The organism is Butyrivibrio sp. LC3010, assembly GCF_000424385.1.
Taxonomy (GTDB): Bacteria; Bacillota; Clostridia; order Lachnospirales; family Lachnospiraceae; genus Butyrivibrio.
On sequence record NZ_AUJU01000016.1, the window covers coordinates 43,724 to 70,644 of the forward strand.

The 26,921-nt window shown below is 40.7% G+C and carries 20 protein-coding genes; 16 read left to right on the forward strand and 4 right to left on the reverse strand.

Going from position 1 to position 26,921, the window contains the following annotated elements; translation table 11 throughout:
• Positions 1–4: 4 nt before the first annotated feature.
• From G622_RS24640 to G622_RS0111585, 6 genes are all read left to right on the forward strand, one after another.
• Positions 5–1,321, forward strand: a complete 1,317-nt coding sequence (locus G622_RS24640; protein WP_196814210.1) for a GGDEF domain-containing response regulator — start codon at positions 5–7, stop codon at positions 1,319–1,321.
• 62 nt (positions 1,322–1,383) lie between these two features.
• Positions 1,384–4,290 carry an ATP-binding response regulator gene (locus tag G622_RS24645; protein ID WP_049945815.1) on the forward strand — a complete coding sequence of 969 codons (2,907 nt, stop codon included), beginning with the start codon at positions 1,384–1,386 and terminating at the stop codon, positions 4,288–4,290.
• Between the two features lie 398 nt (positions 4,291–4,688).
• Positions 4,689–7,007, forward strand: coding sequence for an ABC transporter substrate-binding protein (locus tag G622_RS0111570; protein ID WP_026510860.1), 2,319 nt, complete (start codon positions 4,689–4,691; stop codon positions 7,005–7,007).
• Positions 7,008–7,224: 217 nt separating this feature from the next.
• Positions 7,225–7,605, forward strand: a complete 381-nt coding sequence (locus G622_RS0111575; RefSeq protein WP_026510861.1) for a diacylglycerol kinase family protein — start codon at positions 7,225–7,227, stop codon at positions 7,603–7,605.
• Positions 7,606–7,628: 23 nt separating this feature from the next.
• Positions 7,629–7,913: a phasin family protein gene (locus tag G622_RS0111580; protein WP_026510862.1), complete on the forward strand. Its 285-nt coding sequence runs from the start codon at positions 7,629–7,631 to the stop codon at positions 7,911–7,913.
• The gene (locus tag G622_RS0111585) at positions 7,913–9,646 is read left to right on the forward strand and encodes an ABC1 kinase family protein (protein ID WP_242832993.1); all 1,734 of its coding nucleotides are present in this window, start codon (positions 7,913–7,915) and stop codon (positions 9,644–9,646) included. Before G622_RS0111580 ends, G622_RS0111585 begins: the two co-directional genes overlap by 1 nt.
• 123 nt (positions 9,647–9,769) lie before the next feature.
• On the opposite strand, the gene G622_RS0111590 is transcribed toward G622_RS0111585, so the two are convergent.
• Positions 9,770–10,636, reverse strand: a complete 867-nt coding sequence (locus tag G622_RS0111590; RefSeq protein ID WP_026510864.1) for a DegV family protein — start codon at positions 10,634–10,636, stop codon at positions 9,770–9,772.
• A gap of 193 nt (positions 10,637–10,829) precedes the next feature.
• Here G622_RS0111590 and G622_RS22660 point away from each other — a divergent pair, with 193 nt between their 5' ends.
• From G622_RS22660 to cysS, 10 genes are all read left to right on the forward strand, one after another.
• The gene (locus tag G622_RS22660) at positions 10,830–12,359 is read left to right on the forward strand and encodes a glycosyltransferase (RefSeq protein ID WP_049945816.1); all 1,530 of its coding nucleotides are present in this window, start codon (positions 10,830–10,832) and stop codon (positions 12,357–12,359) included.
• A 121-nt stretch (positions 12,360–12,480) separates the two neighbouring features.
• A complete protein-coding gene (locus tag G622_RS22665; protein WP_044957546.1) occupies positions 12,481–13,734 on the forward strand; it encodes a hypothetical protein in 1,254 nt (417 codons plus the stop codon).
• A 147-nt stretch (positions 13,735–13,881) separates the two neighbouring features.
• A complete protein-coding gene (locus tag G622_RS22670; RefSeq protein ID WP_049945817.1) occupies positions 13,882–15,684 on the forward strand; it encodes an alpha-glucosidase in 1,803 nt (600 codons plus the stop codon).
• A gap of 68 nt (positions 15,685–15,752) precedes the next feature.
• Positions 15,753–16,598: a hypothetical protein gene (locus G622_RS0111610; protein ID WP_026510865.1), complete on the forward strand. Its 846-nt coding sequence runs from the start codon at positions 15,753–15,755 to the stop codon at positions 16,596–16,598.
• Positions 16,599–16,603: 5 nt separating this feature from the next.
• Positions 16,604–17,257 (forward strand): hypothetical protein, encoded by a 654-nt coding sequence (locus tag G622_RS0111615; protein ID WP_026510866.1) that lies wholly within the window; start codon positions 16,604–16,606, stop codon positions 17,255–17,257.
• Complete coding sequence (locus G622_RS0111620) at positions 17,254–18,222, forward strand: hypothetical protein (protein ID WP_026510867.1); 969 nt, start codon at positions 17,254–17,256, stop codon at positions 18,220–18,222. The genes G622_RS0111615 and G622_RS0111620 overlap by 4 nt, the downstream gene beginning before the upstream one ends.
• A 115-nt stretch (positions 18,223–18,337) precedes the next feature.
• Entirely contained in the window at positions 18,338–18,646 is a 309-nt protein-coding gene (locus G622_RS0111625) for a hypothetical protein (RefSeq protein WP_026510868.1), read from the forward strand.
• Positions 18,647–18,880: 234 nt separating this feature from the next.
• Entirely contained in the window at positions 18,881–19,687 is an 807-nt protein-coding gene (locus G622_RS0111630) for a hypothetical protein (RefSeq protein ID WP_026510869.1), read from the forward strand.
• A 332-nt stretch (positions 19,688–20,019) separates the two neighbouring features.
• Positions 20,020–21,879 carry an AAA family ATPase gene (locus tag G622_RS0111635; RefSeq protein ID WP_026510870.1) on the forward strand — a complete coding sequence of 620 codons (1,860 nt, stop codon included), beginning with the start codon at positions 20,020–20,022 and terminating at the stop codon, positions 21,877–21,879.
• Between the two features lie 395 nt (positions 21,880–22,274).
• Positions 22,275–23,813 (forward strand): cysteine--tRNA ligase, encoded by a 1,539-nt coding sequence (gene cysS, locus G622_RS0111645; protein ID WP_026510871.1) that lies wholly within the window; start codon positions 22,275–22,277, stop codon positions 23,811–23,813.
• 119 nt (positions 23,814–23,932) lie between these two features.
• Here cysS and G622_RS0111650 read toward each other — a convergent pair whose 3' ends face one another.
• The 3 genes from G622_RS0111650 to G622_RS0111660 all read right to left on the reverse strand — a co-directional run bounded on the left by G622_RS0111650 (position 23,933) and on the right by G622_RS0111660 (position 26,883).
• Positions 23,933–24,568 (reverse strand): methionine ABC transporter permease, encoded by a 636-nt coding sequence (locus G622_RS0111650; RefSeq protein WP_026510872.1) that lies wholly within the window; start codon positions 24,566–24,568, stop codon positions 23,933–23,935.
• The gene (locus tag G622_RS0111655; RefSeq protein ID WP_026510873.1) at positions 24,565–25,539 is read right to left on the reverse strand and encodes a methionine ABC transporter ATP-binding protein; all 975 of its coding nucleotides are present in this window, start codon (positions 25,537–25,539) and stop codon (positions 24,565–24,567) included. The genes G622_RS0111650 and G622_RS0111655 overlap by 4 nt, the downstream gene beginning before the upstream one ends.
• A 306-nt stretch (positions 25,540–25,845) precedes the next feature.
• Positions 25,846–26,883, reverse strand: a complete 1,038-nt coding sequence (locus G622_RS0111660) for a MetQ/NlpA family ABC transporter substrate-binding protein (RefSeq protein WP_026510874.1) — start codon at positions 26,881–26,883, stop codon at positions 25,846–25,848.
• Between the last annotated feature and the right edge of the window lie 38 nt (positions 26,884–26,921).

Consider the following 26,921-nt stretch of genomic DNA (forward strand, 5'->3'; position numbering starts at 1 on the left):
GAATATGAACAATAAAAAGATTCTGGTTGTGGATGATGATGATCTTGTCAGGATGATCACGGTCAGGATGCTTAAAGGAAATTATAATATTATAACTGCCGCATCAGGTCAGGAGGCTATAGATCTCTATGAAAAGGAGAGGCCTGATCTTATTCTGTCTGATCTTATGATGCCCGGAATGAGCGGATTTGAGATGATGGAAAAGCTAAGGGAGATGCACAACTTTGTGATCCCTGTAATGTTCATGACGGCATATTCAAGTGATGATGCGGAGAAGAAAGGTCTAGAAGTAGGGGCTGTTGACTATATCAGAAAACCCTTTAAGGCTGAGGTTCTGCTCCACAGGATAAACAATATCATGGTGAATCTGGACCGCATAAGAGGACTTCAGAGGCAGGCAGAGATTGAGCCTATGACGGGACTGTTAAACAAGATAACCACCGCCAGGGAAATAGGCATAGTGGCTTCAAGAGGCCGGGGCATTTTCATGATGTTAGATCTTGACAGTTTTAAGCTTGTCAATGATCTGTATGGTCATGAAAAAGGAGACAGATTTCTCATATGGTTTGCTGATCTTCTCAGGAATATTACAAGATCATCAGATATTGTGGGAAGAGTTGGCGGTGATGAATTTGTGGTCTTCTGTCAGAATGTCAGAGATGAAAAAATGGTAGCCGAAAGAACAAAGTTTATGAACAGAAAGATCCTTTCTTATGCAAAGGAGCTTCTGGGGGAAGATATGAACATTCCTCTTGGGGTATCCGTTGGAGCTGCCATTTGTCCGGATGAGGGAACTGAATACAGCACACTCTTTAAAAAAGCGGACCAGGCGCTTTATTTAATAAAACAGAGCGGGAAGCATGATTATGCTTTTTATAAACTGGCATCAGATATTGAACAAAATGAGAAAAAAGTTGATGGAATGGATGAAATACACTTTCTTCTTAAGGAGAGGGATGTGAAACGGGGGGCTCTTTTGCTGGAGCTGGAGCAGTTTAAGCTTATTTACAGATATATGATGAGATTCCAGAACAATTATGCCTGGGATGTTCATTTAATAGTTTTCAATATAGAAAAGGAAGGTGCTGCTGAAGAGGAGATAAAGAGGGCTGCTGATCACTTTATGGAGGTTGCGGGATCCTGTCTTCGCGGAAGCGATGCGCTCACCAGATTCGGAGTATCAAACGTACTTGCAATATTCTTAAAGACTACCGATATTGACTGTCAGGTGCCGGTGGACAGAATCAGGGAAAAGTGGGAGCAGGATACAGAAGCTGCAGGATTTACATTCAGCTGGAATAAAGAGTTCATGACTTCTTAAAATATTGAGAAAAGAGTCCGAAATCCTGCCTTTGGCTTTAATACTAATTGCAGGGAGAATCTATGTTTAAAGAGAATACTTCAAGCAATAATAATAATCTGAAAAAATATCTTACCCCTGCAGGTGCCTGGGCACTTGCCTTTGGAAGTAGTGTGGGTTGGGGTTCGTTTGTTATGCCCGGGACTACTTTTTTACCGCTGGCAGGTCCGATAGGAACAGTTATTGGAATGTTGTTGGGCGGACTTGTCATGCTTCTTATTGCTGTGAATTTTCACTATATGATGAATAAGTTCCCTGATGATGGCGGAACCTACGCGTTTTCTAAAAATGTCTTTGGCTATGACCAGGGATTTCTTGGTGCATGGTTTCTTTTGCTTGTATATATGGCTATCGTATGGGCTAATGCCACAGCTATTCCGATAATCTGCAGAAATCTTTTCCCGGGAATACTTGAAAGCGGACCAAGCTATGAGATAGCAGGTTTCCATGTATATGTTTACGAGTCTGTGGTTTCTGCAGCGATAATTGCATTGGCAGGTGGAATCTGCATGTACGGAGGGAGGGTATCTTCCGTTATACAGACTGTTCTTGCATTTATGCTTATTGGCGGAATAGTGCTGACGACAGTTATGATAGCAGGTAAAGGACAGCTGGATATAAGCGCATTACGTCCGGAATTTGCAGAGTGTAAACCGGTTTATTTTCAGGTGTTCCAGATCATGGCACTTGCACCCTGGGCATATGTGGGCTTTGAATCCATATCCCACTCCACTGAGGAGTTCAGCTTTTCAACAAAGAAGACGCTGCCAATATTTTTCTTTGCACTGCTGGCAGGAGCCGCAGCATATTCTTTCCTTGCAATCATAGCAGTATCTGTGCTCCCCGGAGGCGTATCTGACTGGACTGAATATATAGGCAATCTTGGAAAATATAATGGTCTTGAAGGCCTTCCAACATTCTATGCGGCTACGACCGCCCTTGGAAATGGGGGCTTTACCATTCTCGGACTTGCTGTTGCGGCAGGAATACTAACAGGGCTTATTGGTAATCTTATAGCGGGCAGCAGGCTTATCTATTCCATGGCAAGAGATAATCTGTTCCCGAAGTGGCTTACCGGGCTAAATGGGAAATATGTGCCCTACAGGGCTATTATGTGCATTACCCTGTTATCGATGGTTATTCCCTTTTGCGGAAGAACAGCAATCAGCTGGATAGTAGATGTCAATACTATAGGCGCGACGCTGGCATATGCTTATACTTCTTATGCTGCATATAAAAGTGCAAAGGATGACAAGGATTTAAAAGTACAGATTACCGGTATGCTGGGATTTATTATTTCAGTGATATTCACTTTATATTTCCTTATTCCCAATCTCTGGACGGTTGAAGCACTTACATCTCACTCATACCTCATAATTATTCTTTGGAGCATTGCAGGCTTCGGTGCTTTTTATTTCATTCTGAAAAGAGATACACAAAAGAGATTCGGACATTCGACAATATCTCTGCTGGCGCTGCTCTTTCTTGTATTTTTCATAAGCATGCTTTGGTTTAGAGAGGTTTCAAGGGATATTGCCCAGGATTCCCTTGATGATCTCAACAATTATCATAATGAGATTATCGCTGCGAGGGGAATTGGCATCAGGGATATTGAGAAGATGGATATCGATGGATTCATAGAAAAGAAGGTAACGGAAGTAAATAACAAACTCCTGATAAACAGCGTTGTGCAGATGGTTATTATTATGGCTGCCCTCTTTGTAATGTTTTCTGTATACAATACCATGCACCGTAGAGAACGTGAACTGGAGAGACAGAAAATAACTGCTGAGGAAAACAGCAAAGCCAAAAGTAACTTCCTTTCCAATATGAGTCATGATCTGCGGACACCAATGAATGCAATAATAGGTTACACAGAGCTTTCAAAGGACATCGAAAATATGCCGGCGGAAGCCATGGATAATCTGGAAAAGATTGAATATTCCGGAAAGCATCTTCTTTCACTTATAAATGATATTCTTGATCTTGGCCGCATTGAGAGCGGAAAGATGGAACTGGAAATAGAGGATACGGATATAACCGCAGCTATTCAGGAGGTTGATGTAATATTTACGCCTCAAATGAAGACAAAGGGAATTACTTACGAGGTCATTACTGAAAATATTACAAATAAATATGTCAAATGTGATTCTAACCGCCTGAACAGAGTACTTCTTAATCTCATAAGCAATGCTTTTAAATTTACTCCGCAGGGCGGAAATATCACTGTTACACTGCTGCAAAAGGGTGTGGAAGAGAAAAAGGGACGGTATGAGATCAGGGTAAAGGACAACGGTGTGGGAATGAGTCCTGAGTTTGTTGAAAATATCTTTGAGGCTTATTCAAGGGAAAACTCTGCGAATAAGATTCAGGGAACAGGTCTGGGAATGGCTATTACAAAAACGATCATAGATCTCATGAACGGCAGCATAACCGTTAATTCCGAAAAGGGTAAAGGAACCGAATTTATTATTAGTCTCGATTTTGAGATTATCAGGGATGAGGATTATGCAAAGAAGCATGTTCAGGTGGAGGAGGATAAGGAAGACTACAGTAAATACAATATCCTTCTTGTGGAGGATCAGGTGATAAATAAGGAGATAGCTACAAGGCTTTTGAAGAGATTTGGTTTTCGTTATGACACGGCTGAAAACGGTCAGATTGCATTGGATAAGGTGGCATCCTCTGCTCCGGGAACCTACCAGCTTATCCTGATGGATATTCAGATGCCTGTGATGGATGGATATACTGCGTCCAAGAAGATAAGAGAGCTGGATAATCCGGAGCTTAACAGTATTCCGATAGTTGCCATGTCAGCAAGTGCCTTTGCGGAGGATGTGAAGATTGCAGAGGAAGCCGGAATGAACGGACATATTGCAAAACCTATTGAGGTTAATAAAATGCTGGATACCATACGGAGCCTGGTATAGTGGCTTGTAAAAACAATAAGGAAGAATGCAGACAGAAGATGGTATGATCAAATCAACCTAAAAAAGGCAGGCATTTTTGTCCGAGATTTCGTTACGAAATTTATGACTTCTTGAACGCAAAAAGGTAAAAGCGTTCAAGAATCCTGCGTTCCGCAGGACACGCCCCTCGCTTCGCGAGGGCCTGGTCCAGTACGATTATTGAATTTCTGAGGAAATTCAATAATCTATAGGATTCTAATATAATATATGATATTATTAATTATCTGAATTCCACCTGGAGAATTGGTATAGCTCCAGGTGGAACTTGTTCTAAGGATTGTATAGTAAACGCAAATACTTTTGATGATTACTATAGAAAGCCAAATGTTGAGGGGGTTAACAACTAGGAGGCTTTGAGTATGAGAAAAGGGAGATTAGTTAAGGCAGCTGCCATAGGAATGGTATGTTCTATGGCTTTTTTAAGTGCCTGCGGAAAAAAGGAAGGAGTTATTACGGAGGGCGGCGACAGACCTGCAAAGGAATTAGACAAAGATCATGTGTATTCCTTTGAGGATATAGATATTCCAACTGATAAAAACAGCAATGTTTCAAAGGTCTGTGCAAATAAGAATGGTCTGTTTCTTAGCATATATAACTATGATGCTGAGGCAGGGGATATGAAGTTCTACAGATTTCCTTATGAGACAGGCGAGATGGAAGAAGTAGCACTAGGTGATAAGAAAAATACATCTTTTGACAACATGGTTTGCGATGATGACGGTAACATTTATGCCGTAGAATATATTTTTAATGATGAAGATACTGCTGATGAAGCCGCAGATGGTGAGGAGAACGAGGACTACGGATCATCAGATACGGAATACAAGCTGGTTAAGTTTTCTTCCGATGGAAAGGTTGTTTTTGAACAGCCTCTTACAGAGGAAGATTCAGGATCTTACGTCAGCTCAATGGCATACGCTAAGGGGAAAGGTGTGCTGACCTGCTCAGAATCCGGAGTAAGTCTCTATGATGAGAATACCGGTGAAGGCAAAAATATCTACAAGAGAGAAGCCAAAGAGAATACATATTTTGACGGAAATCTTTTCAGAACCAGAAATGACGATGTTTATCTTATTGCAGATGAGGATGGACAGGGAACAACCGTAAGTAAGCTTGATCCTTCGTCAATGACTTTTGCGGACACAGGTGAAGCTATGCCGGAGGATGTTTATGGCGGTTATGGTTTATATCCCGGTACCAGCTATGATTTTTATAAATATGATAGTAATGGCATCTATGCTTTCAACATAGGAGATAAAAAGTGTACCAAGATCTGTGATTTTACTGCATCAAATGCTCTGGTAGAGATGGTCAACTTTATTGGTGAGACTCCTGATGGGAGACTTCTCATAGAGAATTCTTCAATTGATGGTGGAGTTTTAAGTTATCTCACAAAGGTAGATCCTTCGACTGTTGAAGATAAAGAGATGATAACGCTTGGTACTGTGTACATGGCTGATCAGGTCAGAAAGCAGGTCGTGAAGTTCAATAAGAGCAGTGAGAAATATAAAATAAGCATCATTGATTATGCAGACCTTGTAGAAGAAGAAAATGATGGTGATGACGATTATTCAGATACATACATGACAGGAATCAATAAGCTCAGCCTTGATATCACACAGGGAAAAGCCCCTGACATCATTCTGGTTGATGATAGCATGCCTTTTGAGAGCTATGCCATAAAAGGAGCTCTCGAACCACTTGATCCTTATTTTGAGGCAGACGATGAAATAACAGTAACGGATTATCTGTCAAATGTAATAGAAGCAACTAAGGTCAAGAACCACATGTATTCAGTGATTCCGAGCTTTTATGTGACAACCTGTGTTGCAGCAAAGGATATTATCAAGGATGAAGTTGTTACCCTTGATAATTACAAGGATATATGTGAGAGCTGCGGTATAGACCCTGAGGTTGGTATGGGTATGCTCACAAGAAGTGATGCAAGACAGCTTTATCAGACAATTGGCAGTACTTATGTTAATTATGAAGATGGAACCTGCAGCTTTGATACAGACAGTTTTGTAAAGTTCCTGGAATTTATCAAGCAGCTTCCTGAGAGTGATGAAAACGTTGATTATGAAAAATACGAATCCTACTACAGAGAGAACAAATCACTCTTAAAGAGCTACTGGCTCAGTTCCTTTGAAGATTATCAGGTTCTTAAAAAGGGATATTTTGGAAAGGATATAGTATTTAACGGATTTCCTTCAACAAAGGATGGAAAGTCCTACATCAATCCCATGCTTCAGATTGCTATGAGCAGCGATTGCAAGAATAAGCAGGCTGTGTGGGAATTCATGAAATCCTTCCTGACTGATGATTATCAGAAGAGCATTGAGTGGAGTTTCCCGGTAGAGAAAAAGGCTATTGATGCACTTGCCGAGAAAGCTCAGGAGAATCCTTACTATATTGATTCCAATGGCAAGAAGGTTGAGACAACTTCTGTATGGAGTATAGGAGGAACCGATGTAAATATCGAAGCTCTCTCCAAGGAAGAAACCCAGACAGTGGTTGATTTCATCGAATCTGTGACCAACAGTGACGGCAGAGATGAAAATATCATCAATATAATAGATGAAGAGGCAGCAGCTTTTTACGAAGGACAAAAGAGTGCTGAGGAAGTAGCTGATATAATTCAGAGCAGAGTATCAATATACCTTAGCGAACAGATGTAATAAAGAATTTGGCCCCGGCCTGCATGATGAACAGATATGTTCAACTGCAGTACCGGGGCTTTTTATTTGCGCGGAGCACTTGGCGAGGTATTTTCGAGCCTAGTGATATTTGTTTGCCCGGTGCACTTAGCGAGGTTTTTAGCTGGCTGGTCTGCGCATAGTATTTACCTCATTATTTACTGGAATTATCGCTAATTAGGCTATATACTAATAGTATATGGATAATAAAACACCTAAGAAAAACAAACTTTATAAAAGCTTTGAATATGCTTTTGAGGGGATAATCACCACAATGACCCATGAGCGCAATATGCAGATACACTGCACGGTCGCTGTTCTTGTGATCATTTTTGGTATCATTCTTAAGATTTCCCTTTTGGAGTGGGCATTTTGCGTCCTTTTATTTGCACTGGTGATAAGTCTTGAGCTTGTAAACACCGCTATTGAGGCAGTGGTTGATCTTGTAACAAAGGAGAAGCAGCCGCTTGCCAAAAAAGCAAAGGATGCAGCTGCAGGTGCTGTTCTTGTAAGTGCCATAAATGCGGCGATCATAGGTGGAGTTATCTTTTTCCCAAAACTCTGGGAACTGTTTTTTTAACAAATTTGAGGAGGGTACAAAAAATGGATAATCTTACAGATGGACTTAAAAAAATCTTACTTGCAGGTGTAGGAGCAGTAGCACTTACTGCTGAGAAGGCAGGAGAAATTCTTGAAGAGATGGTTGAGAAGGGCGAGATTACTGTTGAACAGGGGAAAGCTCTTAACCAGGAGTTAAAGCGCACTGTTAAGGAGAATGCCGGCAAGAAAGAAAACGAAGAAAAGGATCTTAACAAGATTGTGGACGGACTTTCTTCAGATGAGCTTTCAAAGCTTAAGGAAATCATTGCGGCAGCAGAGAATAAATAATGGCTGATTTATCGGATATTGTTAGTAAGATGAGAAAGATGGCTGATGCTCAGGCAGACAGGGCGGAGGCTATGGCGGCTGACGGCGATCTTATATCTCAGGACAAAAAGTATCGAAGTGCTGAGGACAATGCCAGATTCAGGGAGATCAGAGGAGTACTGGCAAGAAATAAGATCACCAGAGGCATATCGCCTGAAAAACTAAGAATTATATTAGAAGAGCTTGGTCCTACTTACATAAAGCTTGGGCAGATTATGTCAATGCATTCTGACATTCTGCCGAAGCGTTATTGTGATGAGTTGGCCAAGCTTAATTTTGATGTTCCGCCTATGCCTTTTTCAGAGGTTATAGAGATCATTGAGGAATCCTATGGCTGTTCCTATCTGGATGTTTTTGAACATATAGAGGAGAATGCTCTGGGCGCTGCTTCTATTGCTCAGGTTCACAGGGCTACTTTGAAGAAGGATGCAGGAGAGGGGAAAAGCAGGGACGTAATAATCAAGGTTCAGCGAAGGGGAGTCTTTGAAGTCATGTCCAGAGACATCAGCCTTCTGCATAGGCTTGTTAAGCTCATGCCTCCGGTTGGTGATCTTAAGAATATAGTGGATCTGGATATGGTTCTGGATGAGATGTGGACCGTTGCCAGAGAAGAAATGGACTTTTTCAAGGAAGCCTGCAACATCGCTGAGTTTAAAAAGAACAACAAGGATATACGCTACGTGGGATGCCCTGATCTGTATATGGAGTATACCACGGACAAGGTTCTTGTTATGGAGTATATAGGCGGATGTGCCATAGATGATGTGGAATATCTGGTCGCTAACGGTTATGACCTTGAAGAGATCGGTAAGAAGTTTGTAAACAGCTTCATCAAGCAGGTTATGGACGACGGATTTTTCCATGCGGATCCCCATCCCGGAAATGTAAGGATAATGGATGGCAAGATCATATGGCTCGACATGGGAATGATGGGCAGACTCTCAGACAGAGACAGAAGGCTCATGGTCCGCGGAGTCAGAAGTATTGCCATGCACGATATTCAGGCTACGGTCAATGCCGTAATTGATCTTGGTGATGTGAGCGGTAAACCGGACAGGGATAAGCTCTATGGGGAAATAAAGACATTCCTTGATCAGTACGGATCAGTTGCTTTCGGAAGTCTTGATATATCAGCAGCACTTCAGAGCCTTATGGACATAATGAAGGAAAACGGAATAGCTCTTCCTCACGGCATGACGATGTTATGCAGGGGACTTGCACATGTGCAGGGAGTTCTTGCAACCATCAGTCCTGATATCAATATGATGCAGATAGCCACCACCAAGATCATGAGTGATTTTATGGAAAATCTGGATCTGACAGAAGAGATGTCAAAGTATGGCAGGGCAATTTATCGCGCCGCTGACAGAGGTATAGAGATTCCGGTTTTGCTATCCCAGGTAATGAAAGAATATCTTGCTGGTCAGAGCAAGGTAAATATAAATATCAATCCTTCCAAGGAATTTGATGAGCTTATCTATTCATCAATTAGAAATATGGTCATAGGACTTGGAGTTGCAGCACTTCTAATTGCATCAAGTGTTATGTGTACAACCTCAATGGAGCCGAGGGTTTTCGGGATTCCGGTCCTGGGGGCTGTAGGCTTTTCCTTTGCGATGGTGGTGAGTGGATTTTTGATTCTGCGAAATATCGGATTAAAAATTCTGGCAAGAAGAAGGCGCAGAAGAAGATAATAAGTGAAGGCACCGGCAAAGTGCTCTGATTAAAAATTAAACCCTGTTCCGCATATTTTACACCGGAAGGTTATAACCTTCAGAATTGGTGTGAAATATTTGCGGAGCAGGGTTTATATTTTCTTATCTCTCGATTCCCCAGAAAAACAGACCAAGCATTCCGGGACCAACATGAGCACCTGAGAAAGGTTCATGCTGTGATATGGTTATGCGTGCCTTGGGATTTATCTCCATTACCATGGCAGCCAGTTTATTGGCATCATCTATGCAGTCTCCGTGGGAGATGCATACTATCTGGTCATCGGTATCAACAATGCGCTTCTCGGCATATTTCTGAACGATGGCCTTTATCGCATTTTTTCTTCCTCTGACTTTGTCACAGGATATAATGTGGCCGGTGCTGTCACCGAATAATATGGGCTTGATATTAAGAATGGTTCCTATCTGAGCAGTAACACCACTTACGCGACCTGTGTTTTTAAGAAAATTAAGGTCATCCACCGTGAAGTACTGACATGCGTGCGGAACTGCTTCATCCAGTATTCTTGCAGCCTCTTTAGTGTCGCAGCCCTCCTTGTTAAGCTTTGCAGCTTTTAATGCAAGGATACCGTTACCAAAACCACAGCCATGTGAATCAACTATATGTATAAAACTGTCAGGATATTCTTCCATAAGATCAGTTGCAGCAGCAACAGCAGCGTTATAGGTTCCGCTAATCCCGGAACTCATCGCTATGTAGATAATATCTCCACCCTTACTTGCGATAGGTGTGAAATGCTCCAGAAACAATGCGGTATTAAGAAGGCTCGTTTTTACCTTATCCCCATTTTTAAGTCCTTTATAATATGCATGACCATCAAAATCTTCAATATCACCTGTGTAAGTTACAGGTATGTCATTTACAAGATAGTCACAGGGCAAAAGCTCAATTCCATCAAGCAGCTGCTTGGGCAGATTGGCACAGCCGTCTGCAAATACAGTAAAACTCACTTTTCATTCCTCCACAAAAGATAAAAATCATGTAGTACATTATACCATATTTAAGATTATAATAGTATGAGTATGGGGAGTAACAAAAATAAATCCGCAATTCTGCGGGTGCTATTTTGCCTTGAAATCTACAGTACAACAGACATTAGAATGAATATTTGAATTTCTATATTACAACTCGGAGGGGAACTTAATGAACATATGCTTATTGAACGATTCATTTCCACCGGTCATCGATGGTGTGGCAAATGTGGTAATGAATTATGGAAGGATTTTGACAAGTGAACTGGGAGCGGAAGTTGTCGTTGGTACTCCGCGCTATCCGGATGCCAAATATGATGGATATCCATACAAGGTTATTCCCTACAGCAGCTTTGATACATCTGAGCTTGTCAAAGGATACAGGACAGGGAATCCTCTTGCCATGCGTGAAATAATGCAGATGGCAGAATTTGGTCCGGATATCATTCACACACATTGCCCTGCAGCTTCAACGCTTATGGCGAGGATTCTTCAAAACGAGACCGGTGCACCAATAGTATTTACCTATCACACTAAATTCGATGTGGATATTGCAAGAGCAGTAGGCGATGGATTCTTAAAAAAAGAAACCGTAAAAGCTATGGTTAAAAATATAGAGGCCTGTGATGAAGTATGGGTAGTATCGGAGGGAGCAGGAGATAACCTTAAATCCCTTGGATATGAGGGCGATGTGCACGTTATGAATAATGGAGTTGACTTTGCCAAGGGCAGGGTAGATGCAGATAAAGTGAAGGAAGTCACAGGAGGTCATGACCTTCCTGAAGGTATTCCGGTATTTTTATTCGTGGGAAGAATTATTAAGTACAAGGGACTTCCACTCATAATCGATGCTCTTAAAAAGCTCTCAGAGGACGGTATTGATTATCGCATGGTATTTATAGGAAGTGGTCCTGATATGGAGGAGATGCAGCAGAAGGTAAAGGACCTTGGAATATGCTGTATAAATGAAAAGGGCGATGCATCTGAAAGCTCACTTCCTGGAAAAGTTATTTTTACAGGACCTGTTTATGACAGAGACATTTTGAGGGCATGGAATACAAGGGCTGACCTTTTCTTATTCCCATCTGTATATGACACTAATGGAATAGTTGTAAGAGAGGCAGCAGCCTGCGGACTTGGAAGTGTTCTTATAAAAAAATCCTGTGCCGCAGAGGGTATCACCGATGGACGAAACGGTTATCTCATAGATGAGAATGCTGAATCAATGGCAGCACTTTTGAAAAAGGCAGCAGGAAATCTTGATGCTGTACATGATGTGGGACAGCATGCCATGGATGAGATTTATATCTCCTGGAGCGATGCTGTTCATGCTGCATATGAGCGATATGGGATAATACGTGACATGGTAAAAAACAAAAAGCTTCCTGTTAAGAAGAAGCAGAGCTCAGATTATGTTCTTGAGTCAGCAGCTACGATAATAAAGGGAACGGAGCATATTTTCGACATACCAAGAAATATATACGGCGGTATGAAGGAGAACTTTGAGGACTTCAAGGTGGATTTTAAAGAGGATCTTGAGGAGTTTAAGGACAGGCTTCCTGATGGCGTTAAGGAATTCTCGGAAAATGCCAGGGAAATCACTGAGAAGACCAAGAACAGCGTGTTAAAGAGCATGGAGTTTGCAGGCAGAAGCGTAAAGGAAGGCCTGGACATGAGCATTAACGGAATGAAGAGAGAATGATTTTCCATAAGCAGATTATACATATTATATCTGTCATTTGCCATATGTTGGACATTTGTTGGACGCAGCATACTAGACTGATAGTAGATTAAGAGTGTTTCTTACTTTGAAGGAGGGAAAAATGAAGAATAAGATTTTATTATTGGTTATTGGTTGTGTTTTTGCAATGTCAGGTTGTGGCAGCGCTGCTACCCAGACAGAAAGTGCTGTGGAAAACATATCAGAGGATGCAAGCGCAACTACAGATACTGCTTCATCAGAAGGTGAAGAGTCTACTGAAGAGGCTGCAAGTGCTGAGGATGCAGCATCAGAGGACGAATCATCAGAGGATGCTCTTGAGGAAGAAACAACTGGCACCGATGCGGAAAGTGAAAATGTTGATGAAGACTGGATGGGTAAGGAAACTGCTCCTGACGCAGACGGTAAGATTTCCAACGAATTTATGTCAATTACAATGCCAAAGGAACTTGAAGGAACTTATCTGGCATATACAAATGATAATGAAATAAATATTTATGAAAAGGAAGGCCATGATGACGGATATGGCGGATTCGTTTTCGGTATTTGCTTAGCTGATAACTATGGAGAATACGGCGGAATGAGAACCAAGATTGGTGAGCTCACAGATGCCGATGGAAAGCTTCATCATGTGCTCCTTAGCTTTGCTTCAGAAGTGCAGTGGGATTATACGAAGTATGAAGAAGTGCCGGAGGCATATAAAAAGCTTGAGGACAGCTGCAGAGATATAGCTTCTACTTTAGAGGCAGAACAGGGTGGAACTTATGTAGACGGTGGTGGCACTAAGGGTGAGGATTTATATGGCGATCTTGCAAAGGAAATTGCCGCAACTGTTGAGAGTGCCAAGGATGCAAACGAGCTTGAGGCAGCTGATTTAAGTCCCGTTTACTACGCAATCTCACAGGGAGATGAAGCAAAGGATCCCATGGAGGCAATCGGAGTTGCTTATGCTGACTGCAACAGTGATGGCGTTGATGAGATGTTCATAGGTGATATTGAGAACCAGCAGGTATATGACATTTTCGGTTCTGAGAATGGTAAGCCTGTTCATGTAGTTTCAGGGCATTTCAGAGATTACTATAAGGTTAACGGTCCCTTTATTTCAGAGTATGTCTCTGAGAGTGCGGGAGTAAATGTAGCAACCAGCTGGAATCTTGAGCCTAATTCAAGTGAACTGTTTTTACAGTACTCTTTGAAACTTGATGAAACTGACGAAGCTGAGTATAAATGGGCAGTTTCCTATAGCGATGGAAAATGGGAGGAGCTTTCCGAAGAGGAATATAATGATCGCTTTTCCAATTTGGAATATCCTGATGCACCGGCTTTGGAATTTAAGCCTCTTAACAGCTTAAAGTAAAAGGTCTATAATGAATATAAGGATTTGGGGTGACCGGCTGAAATATTCAGCCGGTTGCTTTTTTGACCTTGGCACTTGACGATTATTTCTATCTAAAGAACCCACAAGAATCCTGCATTCTGCAGTAAACGATTATTGAGGTGTGATATGTGTAATGAAAATCTGAAAGAAAATGAAAAAGAAATCAAAGAAAGTAGTGTCAATAATTCTGCTGATGGTAGACAGGAAAAGTCTGCGGAAAAAGAAAAAGACTGGTACAAGCGGATGGCTTTTTATCAGATTTGGGTCAGAAGCTTTGCTGATGGTAATGGCGATGGTATCGGTGATTTATATGGTGTCTATGACAAGCTGGAATATGTTAAGTCCCTTGGGGTGGACGGAATCTGGTTTTCACCGCTTTATCCTTCGCCTAATGCGGACTTTGGATATGACATATCTGATTATAAGGACATTCATCCTGATTACGGTACACTTGATCAGTTTAAAAAGGTACTGCATAAGGCCCATGAACTTGGGCTTAAGGTTATCATGGACCTTGTTATAAACCATACTTCTGATGAGCATCCCTGGTTTATCGAGAGCCGTAAGGGGAAGGACAACCCTTACAGTGATTATTATATATGGCGTGATAAGCCCAATAACTGGGACAGCATTTTCGATGGAAAAGCATGGGAATATGACGAGCAGCGAGGCCAGTACTATCTCCATCTGTTTGCCAAAAAGCAGCCTGACCTCAATATGGACAATGAGAAAGTCAGGGAAGAAGTAAAGTCCATAATGCGTTTCTGGCTTGATATGGGGGTGGACGGTTTCAGAGAGGATGTAATAAACTTTATATCCAAAAAAGAGGGGCTTCCTAACGGGCTTCCTTTTATTCCTGCGGTTAACGGTATGCCATACTATAAAGACGGACCGCACATTCACGAATATCTTGGCGAATTCAGACAGGTATGCAACGAATATGATTGTTTTCAGATAGGTGAGGGGCCTATGACTACGGTTAACTCTGCACTTAAATATGTGACAGGGGAAAACAAGTCTCTGGATATGATGATTTCTTTTGATCATATGCTGGCAGATTGTCTTTTCACGCAGTACATTCACAGACCATTTTCACTTATAAAACTGAAGAAGGCGTTTACCAAGTGGCAGCTGGCACTTGCAGGAAGAGCATGGAATTCTCTTTATCTTGAAAATCATGATCATCCGCGTATCATAAGCCGCTACGGAAGTGAGTATTATCACAGGGAAAGCGGAACTATGCTGGCGGTATGCTATCTGTTTTTACAGGGCACTCCGTTTATATATCAGGGGCAGGAGATTGGAATGACCAACATACGTCTTAACTCTATAGACAAGTATGTGGATGTTTCCAGTATTGCAAATTACAATACCTATCATTTAAAGGACAGTGAGGAAAAAAGACTTAGGAGAATACATTTGTCAAGCAGGGATTCTGCGCGCACTCCCATTCAGTGGAATGACTCAAAATATGCGGGTTTTTCCACTGTAAAGCCGTGGTTTTATGTTAATCCTAATTATAAAAAGATCAATGTGGCAGCCGAGGAGAAGGACGAATTCAGTATATTGAATTTCTACAGAAAATGTCTTTCTCTCAGAAGAAATTCCAAGGCTCTTTTGTATGGTAATTATAAGGAATACTATCCGAATGATCCGAATGTTTATATGTATGAGAGAAGCTATGGAACTGTGAGCTATCTGATAATATGTTCCTTTGCAAAGATTCCGGTAAAGGTTACGATTCCGGAAAAGTATATAGGAAAAAGGGGACAGCTTATGCTGTGCAATTATCCTGACAGAAAGCAGTACATAAGATATGGGGATAACATGTTTCAGGATCTTGTGAGAAGTGAAATGTGTACTTATGCTGTGAGACATGGAATGTACAGACCTTACGAGACCAGGGTGTACAGATTCAGGATAGATTGATAAAAAGTTTTGTGTGCAGGATTACGTAGTAATCGTGCCAATATACATCTAGGGGAGGAAAACTACAAATGACATTAGATGCTTATTTAAACCCGGAGTTTACATGGCTTAAGAAACTTCTTTTCTTTGCCGTGGGATTACTGGGGGTTTTGGTTTGTAACTTTGTACTTTTGGGAGGGGCGGAATTTACAGCGACCTTTTTGCCAAGAAGGGAGCGTAAAGGTGCTGTGCCCGTGAACTTTCACAAATATGTTCAGCTTTTTTATGAGATGATAATTGCAGGTACATCTGTTATGTCGTTCGCCTGTGCTTATGTTGTTTTTAATCATGTTTACACACTGATGCAAAATGGTGCAGGACATTCGGGACGTTTTACGGGACTGTTCTACAGAGGATGGAGTGATGGTAAGGACTTTGCACTTCTGCTTCTCATCTGTTTATCCTGTGTATTCAACTCATTTCTGGATAAACTCATTATTCCGCTGGCACGTCTTTCTAAGGAAGAAAAGGCTTCCATCAGAATGTTGGCTATGTTTTACGCGATAATAATTCTTATTTATCTGAACTTTATCGGTGATGAAAGTGAGTACAGTCCGGTAATGATGTATTATCTGGGATTAATGGTTGGTAGATTTGTTTACTTTGATGCATCCTTCTGGGATTTTGTGGAAGCTATAAAAAATGCATTCTTAAGAATTCCGATGCTTATACTGTGCATAATTTTGTGTGGTGGAATGTGCTTTTTCGGATTCAGAATGGGATTTTTACTGGAGAGGAATTATTACATAGTCGGTATATTTTATACGCACCTTTTCCTGCTGCTGGCAGTTTTTATAATCCATCACAGCAGACTGATGAAATTTGTGGTTAAGGAGAGTCCTTCTGAAAATGAAGAATATGAGGATTTGGAGTAAGTATTATGGAAAGTGAGAAGCAATCAATATTCTTAAATGAATACATGATGACGACAGCCTGCCTTTTTGCTGTTATTACCAGTGTCATCTCTGCAGTTCTTATACGGCCTTATGGCGATAAATTTGCCATGTTTGAAGTATTGGTAAAGCTTGTGACTGTAGTATGCATGTATTTTGCCTACAAGAGATACAGCTGGGATGTTGCCAAGGGAATGATGGGCGGAGTACTGTTCTGTCTCATGTATCAGGAAGCGCATCTTGTGCTTGGACAGCTGTGGGGAGAGGAGGATTTTGATACCTATCTTGTGATCGGTGTGCAGGGAAGTATATACCTTGCGGCAGCAGGCATGTCGTTTCTGATGACGATAATTATTACGATAAATCATTTCATAATCAATTATGCAAAAAAAGGCAATCCGGGGAATGTTATATTGAACAGAATAGCCATTATCTATAAGGTTGTGGTTTATATCATCCTGATTGTGGCTAACAGTAACCTGGATTTTGCCAAAGATATCTTGTGGGAGAACGGGCTTCAATATTTGACAGACATTGCCATTTTCCTATTGATTGTAAGTATCGAATCACAGATTGATTCCTTTAAGGTGCTTAGGGATGAGCTGCTTAAACAAAAGAAAGAAAGGAAGAAAAGCCAATGAATATGAGAAAACGTTTATCAGGAATGTGGCTTATGTCCATGGCGCTCCTTTCATATGGTGCTTACACTACTTTCTTTGTAGCACAGATGTCAGCTCCTTATATTGTCTATTGGACATTGCCTGTTTTTCAAAGTGTGGCACTGGTCATTTATTTATGGGGACCTGAGAAGATTAAATTCAAGCCCTTGAGGATCATGTATCATCTTTGCTACATGACTTCGTTTTTGGTACTTCCCGCTTTTATATTTATTTTTATGGGGCTTATATCTCAGTATCACATTAATATTCCTGAGAGCATTGATGCGACTCGTATGTCGGTAGAAGAGATACTTCCGGGAGATGAAACCACCATTTACAGGACAGATAAGGTGTATATATTTTTCCCTGAGTATAAGACAGTGGATATGGAATGCGGCAATCGTCCTTCACAGTCCGATGAGTCAATAACCTGGTGCTGCGGGGCAGCTTTTCAGCATGCAGTCGAGCTGGGATTCTCACAGGACAATATTGAGGGGGATCATGCATCCCATGGCGAGTTCTATGACAGTCCCTATGACAGGGATGCGGACGGAGCCTTCGTGTTTGCTGATGGAAAATTCGGTTTTGAATTTGGTGATAAAGAGAAAGCTGTCAAAAAGGCTGCAGAGGCAGGCGGCAGCGGATTTATGCAGCTTGCGATGATAAATGATAAAAAGGCAGTGATGAATTTCGACAGACCCAGAGCCAGATGTTACAGAACCCTGGCAGAGCTCAATGGACATCTTTGTGTAATCGATTCTGTGAAGATGATGCATTTTGGCGAGTTCATGGAGGAGCTTAAACGAATCGGTGTTACTAATGCCGTATACATGGATATGGGTGCAGGCTGGAATTATTCCTGGTACAGGAAGGCAACAGGAAAAGTAAGAACGCTTTTTGGATTACCTGTTCCGTGGTCACATAACTGGGTTGTTTTTAGAAAGTGAAAATAATAAACCAATCAAAAAAACCTTATTCAACTAATTGTTGTGGAATTAGCTGAAAAGGTATAATATGATTCGGGAATTTATTTTATAAAAATGAAGTGGGAGAAGTGAAATAGTGAAAAATGTGACTGTGGACTTTACAAACCATATCATACATATCAGAGCAAAGAAGTATCAGGATAGTAAAAAGATGGAAGATGTGAAAAAAGAGACATTTGCTCCATTTTTTCCTGAGAAGAAATTCATGACTGATTATAATTCTTATACATGGGATTTTGAGTCCGAGATTTTTATTGTAAATCAGGATAAACGTACCGTGATAAAGGATGACGGAGAGATGCGTTATCTGCCGGAACTGATAATTCCAATGCCAAACCTTTCCCGAAAATATAGGGAATTTATGAATATAGTAATGTCTATCTAATGCCTGGCTTTCCACACAGATACATATACTGTAGTTTCATCATGACTGCATGTATGAAATAGTGTGGAGAGCCTTTCTTATCATATAGGAAATTCCGTTGGATTTACTATGCAGAGTCGTGGTAAGCAACAAAGTTTATAAAATCTTTATCAAATGCATAATTGTGTAACTTTAGTTTGGGAGTAGCATAAAGTATAATTACCATATAGTTTTATTTATGAGGAGGGGAAGTTAATGAACAGAAATTGTAAGAAGTTCCTGGCACTTATGTGCGGAGCGATGCTCATTATAAGTGGATGTGGTGGCAAAAACGAAGAACTGGTCGGAAGTGATGCGGAACTTGAAAGCGCTACAGAGACTATTGAAGCAGACATTAGTGCTACAGCAGGGTCTGTAGAGCAGGAAGAAGCACCTGCAAAGGAAGAAGTTCAGCCAGAAACAGAGGCAGAGGAGGCATCAGATACAGAAGCAGAGTCATCGGATAAGGAACAATCTGAAGCAAAATCTGAGAACGAGGCAGAAGCAGGAGAAGCGCTGACTAGTCTTCCACAGTATGAGTATCCTGATAAGGACTCAGTTTTTTATGCAGTTAGTAAGCATCTGGTTGAGGTAGTAGCTGCTGAATATGAGAAATCTGATGTTTCAATTCCGGTAGTACGTGAAGTGGCTATAGACGAATCAAATCCTGAAGATGTCATAGTGTATGGAGATTTTGATATCTATAACTATGATCTTGATGGGGATACCTTGATGACAGCATCAGGTGGCAATTATCCCGGGGCCATGCATCTTAAAAAGACAGATGATGGCTATGAGGTTACATCCTTTGATGTATGCGAGGATGGCTCTGCCTGGAATGCCAGTGCGAAAAAAATATTTGGTGAATATTTCGATAAATTCATGGAAATACAACCTGATGATGAAAACAGGCAAAAAGTAAGAATAGAAACGATTGCGCAGTATGTTGAGGCTAATAATCTTCCAATAAAACAGTATCAGGATTTTGGCTGGGATCCTGTTATGATAACTGAGACAGACTAAATGAAGACATAGTATTATTACTTTTTCTTGGATTCATGTATGACTTTCTAATTATGATGTCAGGTACCAATTTTTTAAGATAGATGACAATATGTTACTGTTCAGACAGCTCTGCGCACTTGCTGCGCTGAGCGTGAGAATGTTCTACGTCTTGAATATAGGATTTGCCCCTTTGCCGAAGGCAACTGGAATGGGCAAATCCTGTTGCTGTGAGCACCGTAAGGTGTGAACAGTAACGACAATATTCCGCAAGATATCAAAACAAGGTTGATATCTTGCGGAATAATTTTTATACTTATGGTGTAGGCAACGAAACTTTATGAGGATATATGATGAAAACAAGTAAAGAAATTGCAGCTGATTGGGGAATATCAGAACGAACTGTTTTGAATTTCTGCAGGAACGGGAAAATTGAAGGTGCTTATAAGGAAGGAAAGAGATGGCAGATACCGGATGATGCAGTCAGACCGCTAGATGGAAGGGTTACTTCCGGTAATTATGTAAAAAGTCATAATAAAAAGCCAAAACCCCTTCCTGTCGGAATATCAGATTATATTCGTGCTCAATCGGAGTACTACTATGTTGATAAAACATTGATGATCAAAGAGTTTTTGGATGATAAGCCTTTGGTGTCATTGTTTACCAGACCAAGGAGATTTGGTAAGACACTTAATATGGATATGCTAAGGGTATTTTTTGAGATGAGTCAAGATGATACCAGTGTGTATTTTAAAGACAAGGCAATCTGGAAATGTGGGGAAGCTTATACTAAACATCAGGGTAAGTATCCGGTTATCTTTCTTACGTTCAAAGATGTTAAGTTCGATACCTGGAAAGCAACTATAAATAAGATATCCGCTCTTCTTCAGACAGAATTTGCGAGACATTCAGAACTGGCAGGCAGTGATAAGCTTGCTGCTTTTGAGATAGCTTACTTTGATAAGGTCATGAATGGCAAAGCAAATGAAGTTGAGCTTTCTTCTGCACTGGAAAACCTTTCAAGAATGCTCTATAAACATTATGAAATAAATCCTGTAATAATAATAGACGAGTATGATACACCTATTCAGGAAGGATATTCCAAAAACTTCTATGATGAAATTATCGGCTTTATGCGTATTTTTTTCTCAGGAGCTTTTAAAGACAATAAGTATCTTTCTTATGGTTTCCTCACAGGCATATTGAGGATTGCACAGGAAAGCATATTTAGTGGAATGAATAACCTTTCTGTTAATTCTGTTTTGGATGCTGAGTATGACGAATTTTTTGGATTTACTTATCCAGAAATTCATAAAATGATGGATTATTACGGAATATTAGATAAAGAAGGCGAGTTAAAAGAATGGTATGATGGCTATAAGTTTGGCGATGAGGAAATATATAATCCATGGTCTGTAATCAGTTATATTTCTAAGAAATGTGTACCACAGGCATATTGGGTTAACACTGGTAAAAATGAAATACTTGAAGACGTGATGAAAACGGCCTCTGAAGATATAAATGAGAAGCTCTTTTCTTTGCTGCAGGGCAACAGAGTTATCGCAAGGATAGATCAGACTACAGTTTACAGGTCCTTGTCGGATGATCCTGCAAATATTTATAGCATACTTTTGGTGGCTGGGTACCTGAAAACGCAAGGGAAAGAATTGCAGGCAGATGGAAGTTACCTTTGCGAGGTAGCTATCCCGAACAGAGAAATAGCTGCAGTATATAAAAGTGAGATACTTACATATTTGCAGAATGTAGGAGCTATTAGTAAAGCTACTTCAAATATGTTTGCTGAGAGTCTTTATTCAAATGATATAGATAAGCTTCAAAAGTCTATAGGCGAATATGTATTAAAGTCAGTAAGTTTTTTTGATGCCGGAACAGAGGGATTTTATCATGGACTTATGCTTGGGCTTATTGCAATGATGGACAATCAGTATATGGTAAAGTCAAATCGTGAATCAGGCTATGGAAGGTACGATGTCAATCTTATACCTAGAAATAAAAAAATGACAGGGATCATAATGGAACTAAAGTATGAAAAGGGTCTTGATGAAAAGGGACTTAATAAACTGGCAGATGAAGCGCTTAGGCAGATAGATGATAAAGAATATGTTACTGAGATGAAAGATGAAGGTGTTAGTGATATATTGAAGCTTGGAATGGCCTTCTCTGGAAAAAACGTTGTCATTAAGGCATTGTGAGAATCCCAGGAAGGTTATAGAAAGCTTCTTTATGTGCGAAGAGAGTGTGACAGGCTTTGATTTCATAACGTTAAAATTTCATGGAAACTGTAAAAATAGCAGCTTTTCTGATATAATTTCAAATGATGTTTATCGTATAAGATTCTTGAACGCTTTTTCTTATTGCGTTCAGGAAGTCATAGATTATTGAATTTCTTCAGAAATTCGATAATCGTATTGGACCAGTTCCTTGCGAAGCAAGGGGCGTGTCTGGCGAAGCCAGATTTCCGAACGATTTTCCTTGTTATCGTTCGGAAAGTCATATAAATCAAAATCTATTTAGCTATGCAAGAGTAGTTATTTCTTGCGAGCACCATGAGATTATTTATAAATACTTATTTTCAAGGAGTAGAAAAATGGCCCGTAAATTTAGCTTTTATAATACTCTTTCAAGAACAATTGAAGAGTTTGTTCCCAATGAAGAAGGCAAGGTGTCCATGTACACCTGTGGCCCTACAGTTTATCACTTTGCTCACATCGGTAATATCCGTACATATATCATGCAGGATGCGCTGATCAAGGCTCTTGAATATTGCGGTTACGAAGTTAATCGTGTTATGAACATAACCGACGTAGGACATCTTTCATCAGATGCTGACACAGGTGAAGATAAGATGCTTGCAGGTGCTAAGCGTGAGCACAAGACAGTAATGGAGATCGCTGATTTTTATACGAAGGCTTTCTTCAAGGATTTTGACGCTGTAGGCAATAAGAGACCTGATACAATAGAGCCTGCAACAAACTGCATCCCTGAATTCATCCATATGATTGAGGTTCTTCTTGAGAAGGGCTTTGCATATGTAGCCGGTGGAAATGTGTATTTTGATACCAGTAAGCTTGAGGATTACTATGTGTTCTCATCTGCTGTAGAGAAGGAACAGCTGGCAGTAGGTGTCCGCGACGATGTAGAAGAGGACACTGCCAAGAGAAATAAGACAGACTTTGTATTATGGTTTACAAAATCAAAGTTTGAAGATCAGGCGCTTAAATGGGACAGCCCCTGGGGTGTTGGTTATCCCGGCTGGCACATAGAGTGCTCATGCATCTCCATGAAGCACCTTGGTGAGTACATCGACATCCACTGCGGCGGTGTTGATAACATTTTCCCTCACCACACCAATGAGATTGCACAGTCCGAGAGTTATCTTGGTCACAGATGGTGCAAATACTGGTTCCACTCCAATCACTTAAATGACAGAGCAGGAAAAATGAGTAAATCCAAGGGAGCTGTACTTACAGTTTCAGTTCTCAAGGAAAAAGGCTATGATCCTCTGGTTTACAGATTCTTCTGCCTCCAGTCACATTACAGAAAGCCTTTGGAATTCTCCTTTGATGTGCTTGATAACACTGTGACTGCTTACAACAACCTTGTTAAAAAGGTTGAAGCACTCATTAACTCTGATGATGAGCTCAAGGCTGCAGCCAATGCTTACAAGGCAGCTGCCGAAAAGTCCGCTAAGGATAATGCTGAAAACAATGAGAGTATGGCAGCATTCCTTGAAGCAGTAAGAAGCAGCAATGCAATTGACGCTGATGTTAAGAAGGACTTTGAAGATAAATTTGCAGAAGCAATATCCAATGACCTTAATACATCAATGGCTATCACACTTCTGTACGATATCCTCAAGGCAGATACAAATGCAGCTACTAAGCTCGCTGTAGTTGACAGCTTTGACAAGGTTCTTTCACTTGATCTTATCGGACATGCGCTCGCTGATGATTCAGCTGATATCGATCCTGAGCTTGAAGCATTCATCAAGGATGCAATCGAGAGAAGAGCTGCAGCCAAGAAGGCGAAGGACTTCGCAACAGCTGATGCCATCCGTGATGAGCTCCTTGCCAAAGGTGTTGAGATTAAGGATACACGCGAAGGTGTTAAGTGGTCCTTAGTATAAAAATGTATTATTGATTTATAAAGATACTTAAAACTAAAACAAACCTCCAGAGTTAGCTGTTTAGCGCAAACTCTGGAGGTTGTTTTTTTGGGAATTTTTTTTATACCTTTATAGTGTTTTTACGACATCTTTTTATACATGAAGTTACCAAGCATCTGAATAGCCTGAACAAAGGCAATCAAAATTATTGAGCATACAATCAGGTAATCGGTCTTGTACTGCTGGTAGCCGTATCTGATGGCAATATCTCCGATACCACCGCCGCCTACAGTTCCTGCCATAGCGGAATATCCGATGAGAGATATTATGAGAAGTATGATACCATTTAGCATTCTCGGAATAGATTCTTTTACATAAACTCTCATGAGTATCTGGAAATTGGAAGCTCCAAAGGATCTTGCCGCCTCTATAACTCCGGGATTGGTTTCACGAAGCGCACCCTCAAATACTCTTGCTATAAAAGGTATAGCTGAAATAGTAAGTGGTACAATTGAAGCAGTGGTTCCTATTGACTTACCAACAACCATTCTGGTAAACGGAATTAGTATTACCAGCAAAATAATAAAAGGAAAGCTTCTGAATACATTTACGATAAAACTCAATATTTCATAAACTATCTTGTTGGGCTTTAGTCCGTCAGGCGCTGTAAGCGTCAATATAATTGCAGGAATAAATCCCAGTATTACTGAAAAAAGCGTTGACCAGAAAACCATATACAGCGTCTGGTTAAAAGCTTTTAATATAATATCTGTCATTTCTTAATAACCTCCCATGTGACATCATGCTTATCCAGAAAACCGCATACACTGTCAAGATCATCCGGATCAATGTTGAGAACGAGACTACCGTACACATCCTCTCTGAAATCTTCAAGCTTTGCCCAGCAGATATTGAAATCTCTGTTCAGCTCCCGGCTCATCATGGTAACGATAGGACGCTGATTGCCCTCTCCATAGAAAAAGAGCTTGATATTAAGTCCGGTTTCAGGGAGCTTATCGCTCTCTTCTCTAAGGAAATCTCTTATTTCTCTTTCCTTGGGCCATACGAAAAGCTTCTCAGGCTGACCAACTGAGAGAACCTTACCATTACTAAGGAATGCTACTTTTTTACAGATTTGTTTAACAACTTCCATCTGGTGAGTAACAACAATGATAGTGATTCCCATTTCTTTATTTATTTTCTGAAGAAGGGCAAGAATGCCTTTCGTGATTTCAGGATCAAGTGCACTTGTGGCTTCATCACAAAGAAGAAATTCCGGATCAAGAACCAAAGCTCTTGCTATGGCTACTCGCTGTTTTTGTCCGCCTGACAATTCTCTTGGCTTAGCATGAACCTTTTCCTCAAGACCAACAAGCTTTATCAGTCTGAGGATTTTCTCTTTTGCTTCAGGGGTATTGGTTTTCATGCCCCAGAATTTCATCGGAAGAGCAACGTTCTGATAAACATCTAGTCTTTCAAGAAGATTAAAGCCCTGGAAAATCATGCCCATTCTTTTTTGAAGCTGGCGGAGTGCCTTTTTATCACGTAAATTTACTTCCTTACCATCCACTGTGATAAAACCGGAATCATAGGATTCAAGACCGTTTATACAACGAAGAAGGGTAGATTTTCCGGCTCCACTTTGACCAATGATACCAAAAATCTCATGATCTTCGATATCTATTGAAATTCCTTTTAAAACATCTGTGTTTTCGAAGGATTTTGTAACGTTCTCTATTTTAATCATTATTCATCATCCCTAAAAATACTAATATGATTTATTGTGTAAGCATTTAACAGTCACACTAAGACATTGTATCATAAATTGCTTTTGTTAAGTACCTTATAAAAAAAGAACTCGCCATAATTACGGTCTTTTCTTATCCTGCGAAACGAAATCATTCTGCCGGATAAGGATTAATCGAAACTACGGCGAGTATGGATTCTGATATAGATTCTTGAACGCTTTCTCCTCATTGCGTTCAGGAAGTCATAAAAGTCTAAAGCATTCAGATATACTCACATATATGACAGCTTAGATATTCCGTACAGATTACTGAGCATCTGTGAATGAAGGAATAACAGCTCCTTTGTAAGTATCCTCGATGTAAGCCTTAACTTCATCTGACTGAAGAGCATTTACAAGAGCCTTGATCTTTGCTGAATCTTCATTGCCCTGCTTAACAACAAGGAAGTTTGTTCTCTTAAGTGTTGTCTCATCATCGAATTCCTCGATATCAAGTGCAGGATGTGAATCCGGAAGACCTGCTTCAAGAGCATAGTTACCATTGATTGTAGCTGCATCAAGATCAGGCAGTGAGAGAGGAAGTGAAGCAGCCTCAAGAGGTGTGATTACATAACCGTGAGGGTTAGCTTCTGCATCATTTGTAAGTGAATCCTCTGTATAGTTTTCATCAGTGCCATAGTCGCCCTTTGATGTAAGCAGTCCCTTCTGAACAAGAAGATCAATTCCGCGCTCTGCGTTATCGGGATCGTTCGGGATACCGATTGAAGCACCGTCCGGGATATCAGCGATTGACTCATATTTTTCTGAGTAGATGCCCATGGGTTCAATGTGAACGCCTGCTACAGCTGTGAGGTGAAGGCCTGCATCTTCATTCTGCTGATTCATATAACCAAGTGTCTGGAAATAGTTGGCATCAAGTTCGCCTTCTTCAAGTGATGTGTTGGGAAGTACGTAGTCGTTGAATACTACAGTTTCAAGTTCCCAGCCGTCCTTTGCAAGAACGTCCTTCAGGATGTTATCAAGGATCTCTGCGTGAGGAACGGGTGTTGCACCAACAGTGATCTTGTTATCTCCATCTTCAGGAGTAACAGCTTCTGCATCGTTTGATTCTTCAGCTTCTTCTGTTGTCTCTTCAGCAGCTGCTTCTGATTCCTCAGCTTCTTCAGCTTCAGCTTCTGTGGACTCAGCTTCTGCAGCAGTATCTTCTGTAGATTCTTCAGCAGCCGCAGTTTCTGTAGATGCTTCAGCAGCTGAATCTGCGCTGCTTGTAGAACCACCGCAACCTGCAAGAACGCCTAATGTCAGAGTGCTTGATAAAACAATACTAAGTAACTTCTTTTTCATAATATTTTCCTCCTCTTAGCCTCTCTTGTTAAGAGCGA

Bases quoted from the DNA above. Each gene is read 5' to 3' on its own strand.
- G622_RS0111610 (WP_026510865.1), top strand. From the start codon at position 15,753: ATGACATTAGATGCTTATTTAAACCCGGAGTTTACATGGCTTAAGAAA.
- G622_RS0111570 (WP_026510860.1), top strand. From the start codon at position 4,689: ATGAGAAAAGGGAGATTAGTTAAGGCAGCTGCCATAGGAATGGTATGT.
- G622_RS0111650 (WP_026510872.1), bottom strand. From the start codon at position 24,568: ATGACAGATATTATATTAAAAGCTTTTAACCAGACGCTGTATATGGTT.
- G622_RS0111585 (WP_242832993.1), top strand. From the start codon at position 7,913: ATGGCTGATTTATCGGATATTGTTAGTAAGATGAGAAAGATGGCTGAT.
- G622_RS0111630 (WP_026510869.1), top strand. From the start codon at position 18,881: ATGAACAGAAATTGTAAGAAGTTCCTGGCACTTATGTGCGGAGCGATG.
- G622_RS0111575 (WP_026510861.1), top strand. From the start codon at position 7,225: ATGGATAATAAAACACCTAAGAAAAACAAACTTTATAAAAGCTTTGAA.
- G622_RS22660 (WP_049945816.1), top strand. From the start codon at position 10,830: ATGAACATATGCTTATTGAACGATTCATTTCCACCGGTCATCGATGGT.
- G622_RS0111620 (WP_026510867.1), top strand. From the start codon at position 17,254: ATGAATATGAGAAAACGTTTATCAGGAATGTGGCTTATGTCCATGGCG.
- G622_RS0111660 (WP_026510874.1), bottom strand. From the start codon at position 26,883: ATGAAAAAGAAGTTACTTAGTATTGTTTTATCAAGCACTCTGACATTA.
- G622_RS24640 (WP_196814210.1), top strand. From the start codon at position 5: ATGAACAATAAAAAGATTCTGGTTGTGGATGATGATGATCTTGTCAGG.
- G622_RS24645 (WP_049945815.1), top strand. From the start codon at position 1,384: ATGTTTAAAGAGAATACTTCAAGCAATAATAATAATCTGAAAAAATAT.
- G622_RS0111655 (WP_026510873.1), bottom strand. From the start codon at position 25,539: ATGATTAAAATAGAGAACGTTACAAAATCCTTCGAAAACACAGATGTT.
- G622_RS22670 (WP_049945817.1), top strand. From the start codon at position 13,882: ATGTGTAATGAAAATCTGAAAGAAAATGAAAAAGAAATCAAAGAAAGT.
- G622_RS0111615 (WP_026510866.1), top strand. From the start codon at position 16,604: ATGGAAAGTGAGAAGCAATCAATATTCTTAAATGAATACATGATGACG.
- G622_RS0111635 (WP_026510870.1), top strand. From the start codon at position 20,020: ATGAAAACAAGTAAAGAAATTGCAGCTGATTGGGGAATATCAGAACGA.
- cysS (WP_026510871.1), top strand. From the start codon at position 22,275: ATGGCCCGTAAATTTAGCTTTTATAATACTCTTTCAAGAACAATTGAA.
- G622_RS22665 (WP_044957546.1), top strand. From the start codon at position 12,481: ATGAAGAATAAGATTTTATTATTGGTTATTGGTTGTGTTTTTGCAATG.
- G622_RS0111580 (WP_026510862.1), top strand. From the start codon at position 7,629: ATGGATAATCTTACAGATGGACTTAAAAAAATCTTACTTGCAGGTGTA.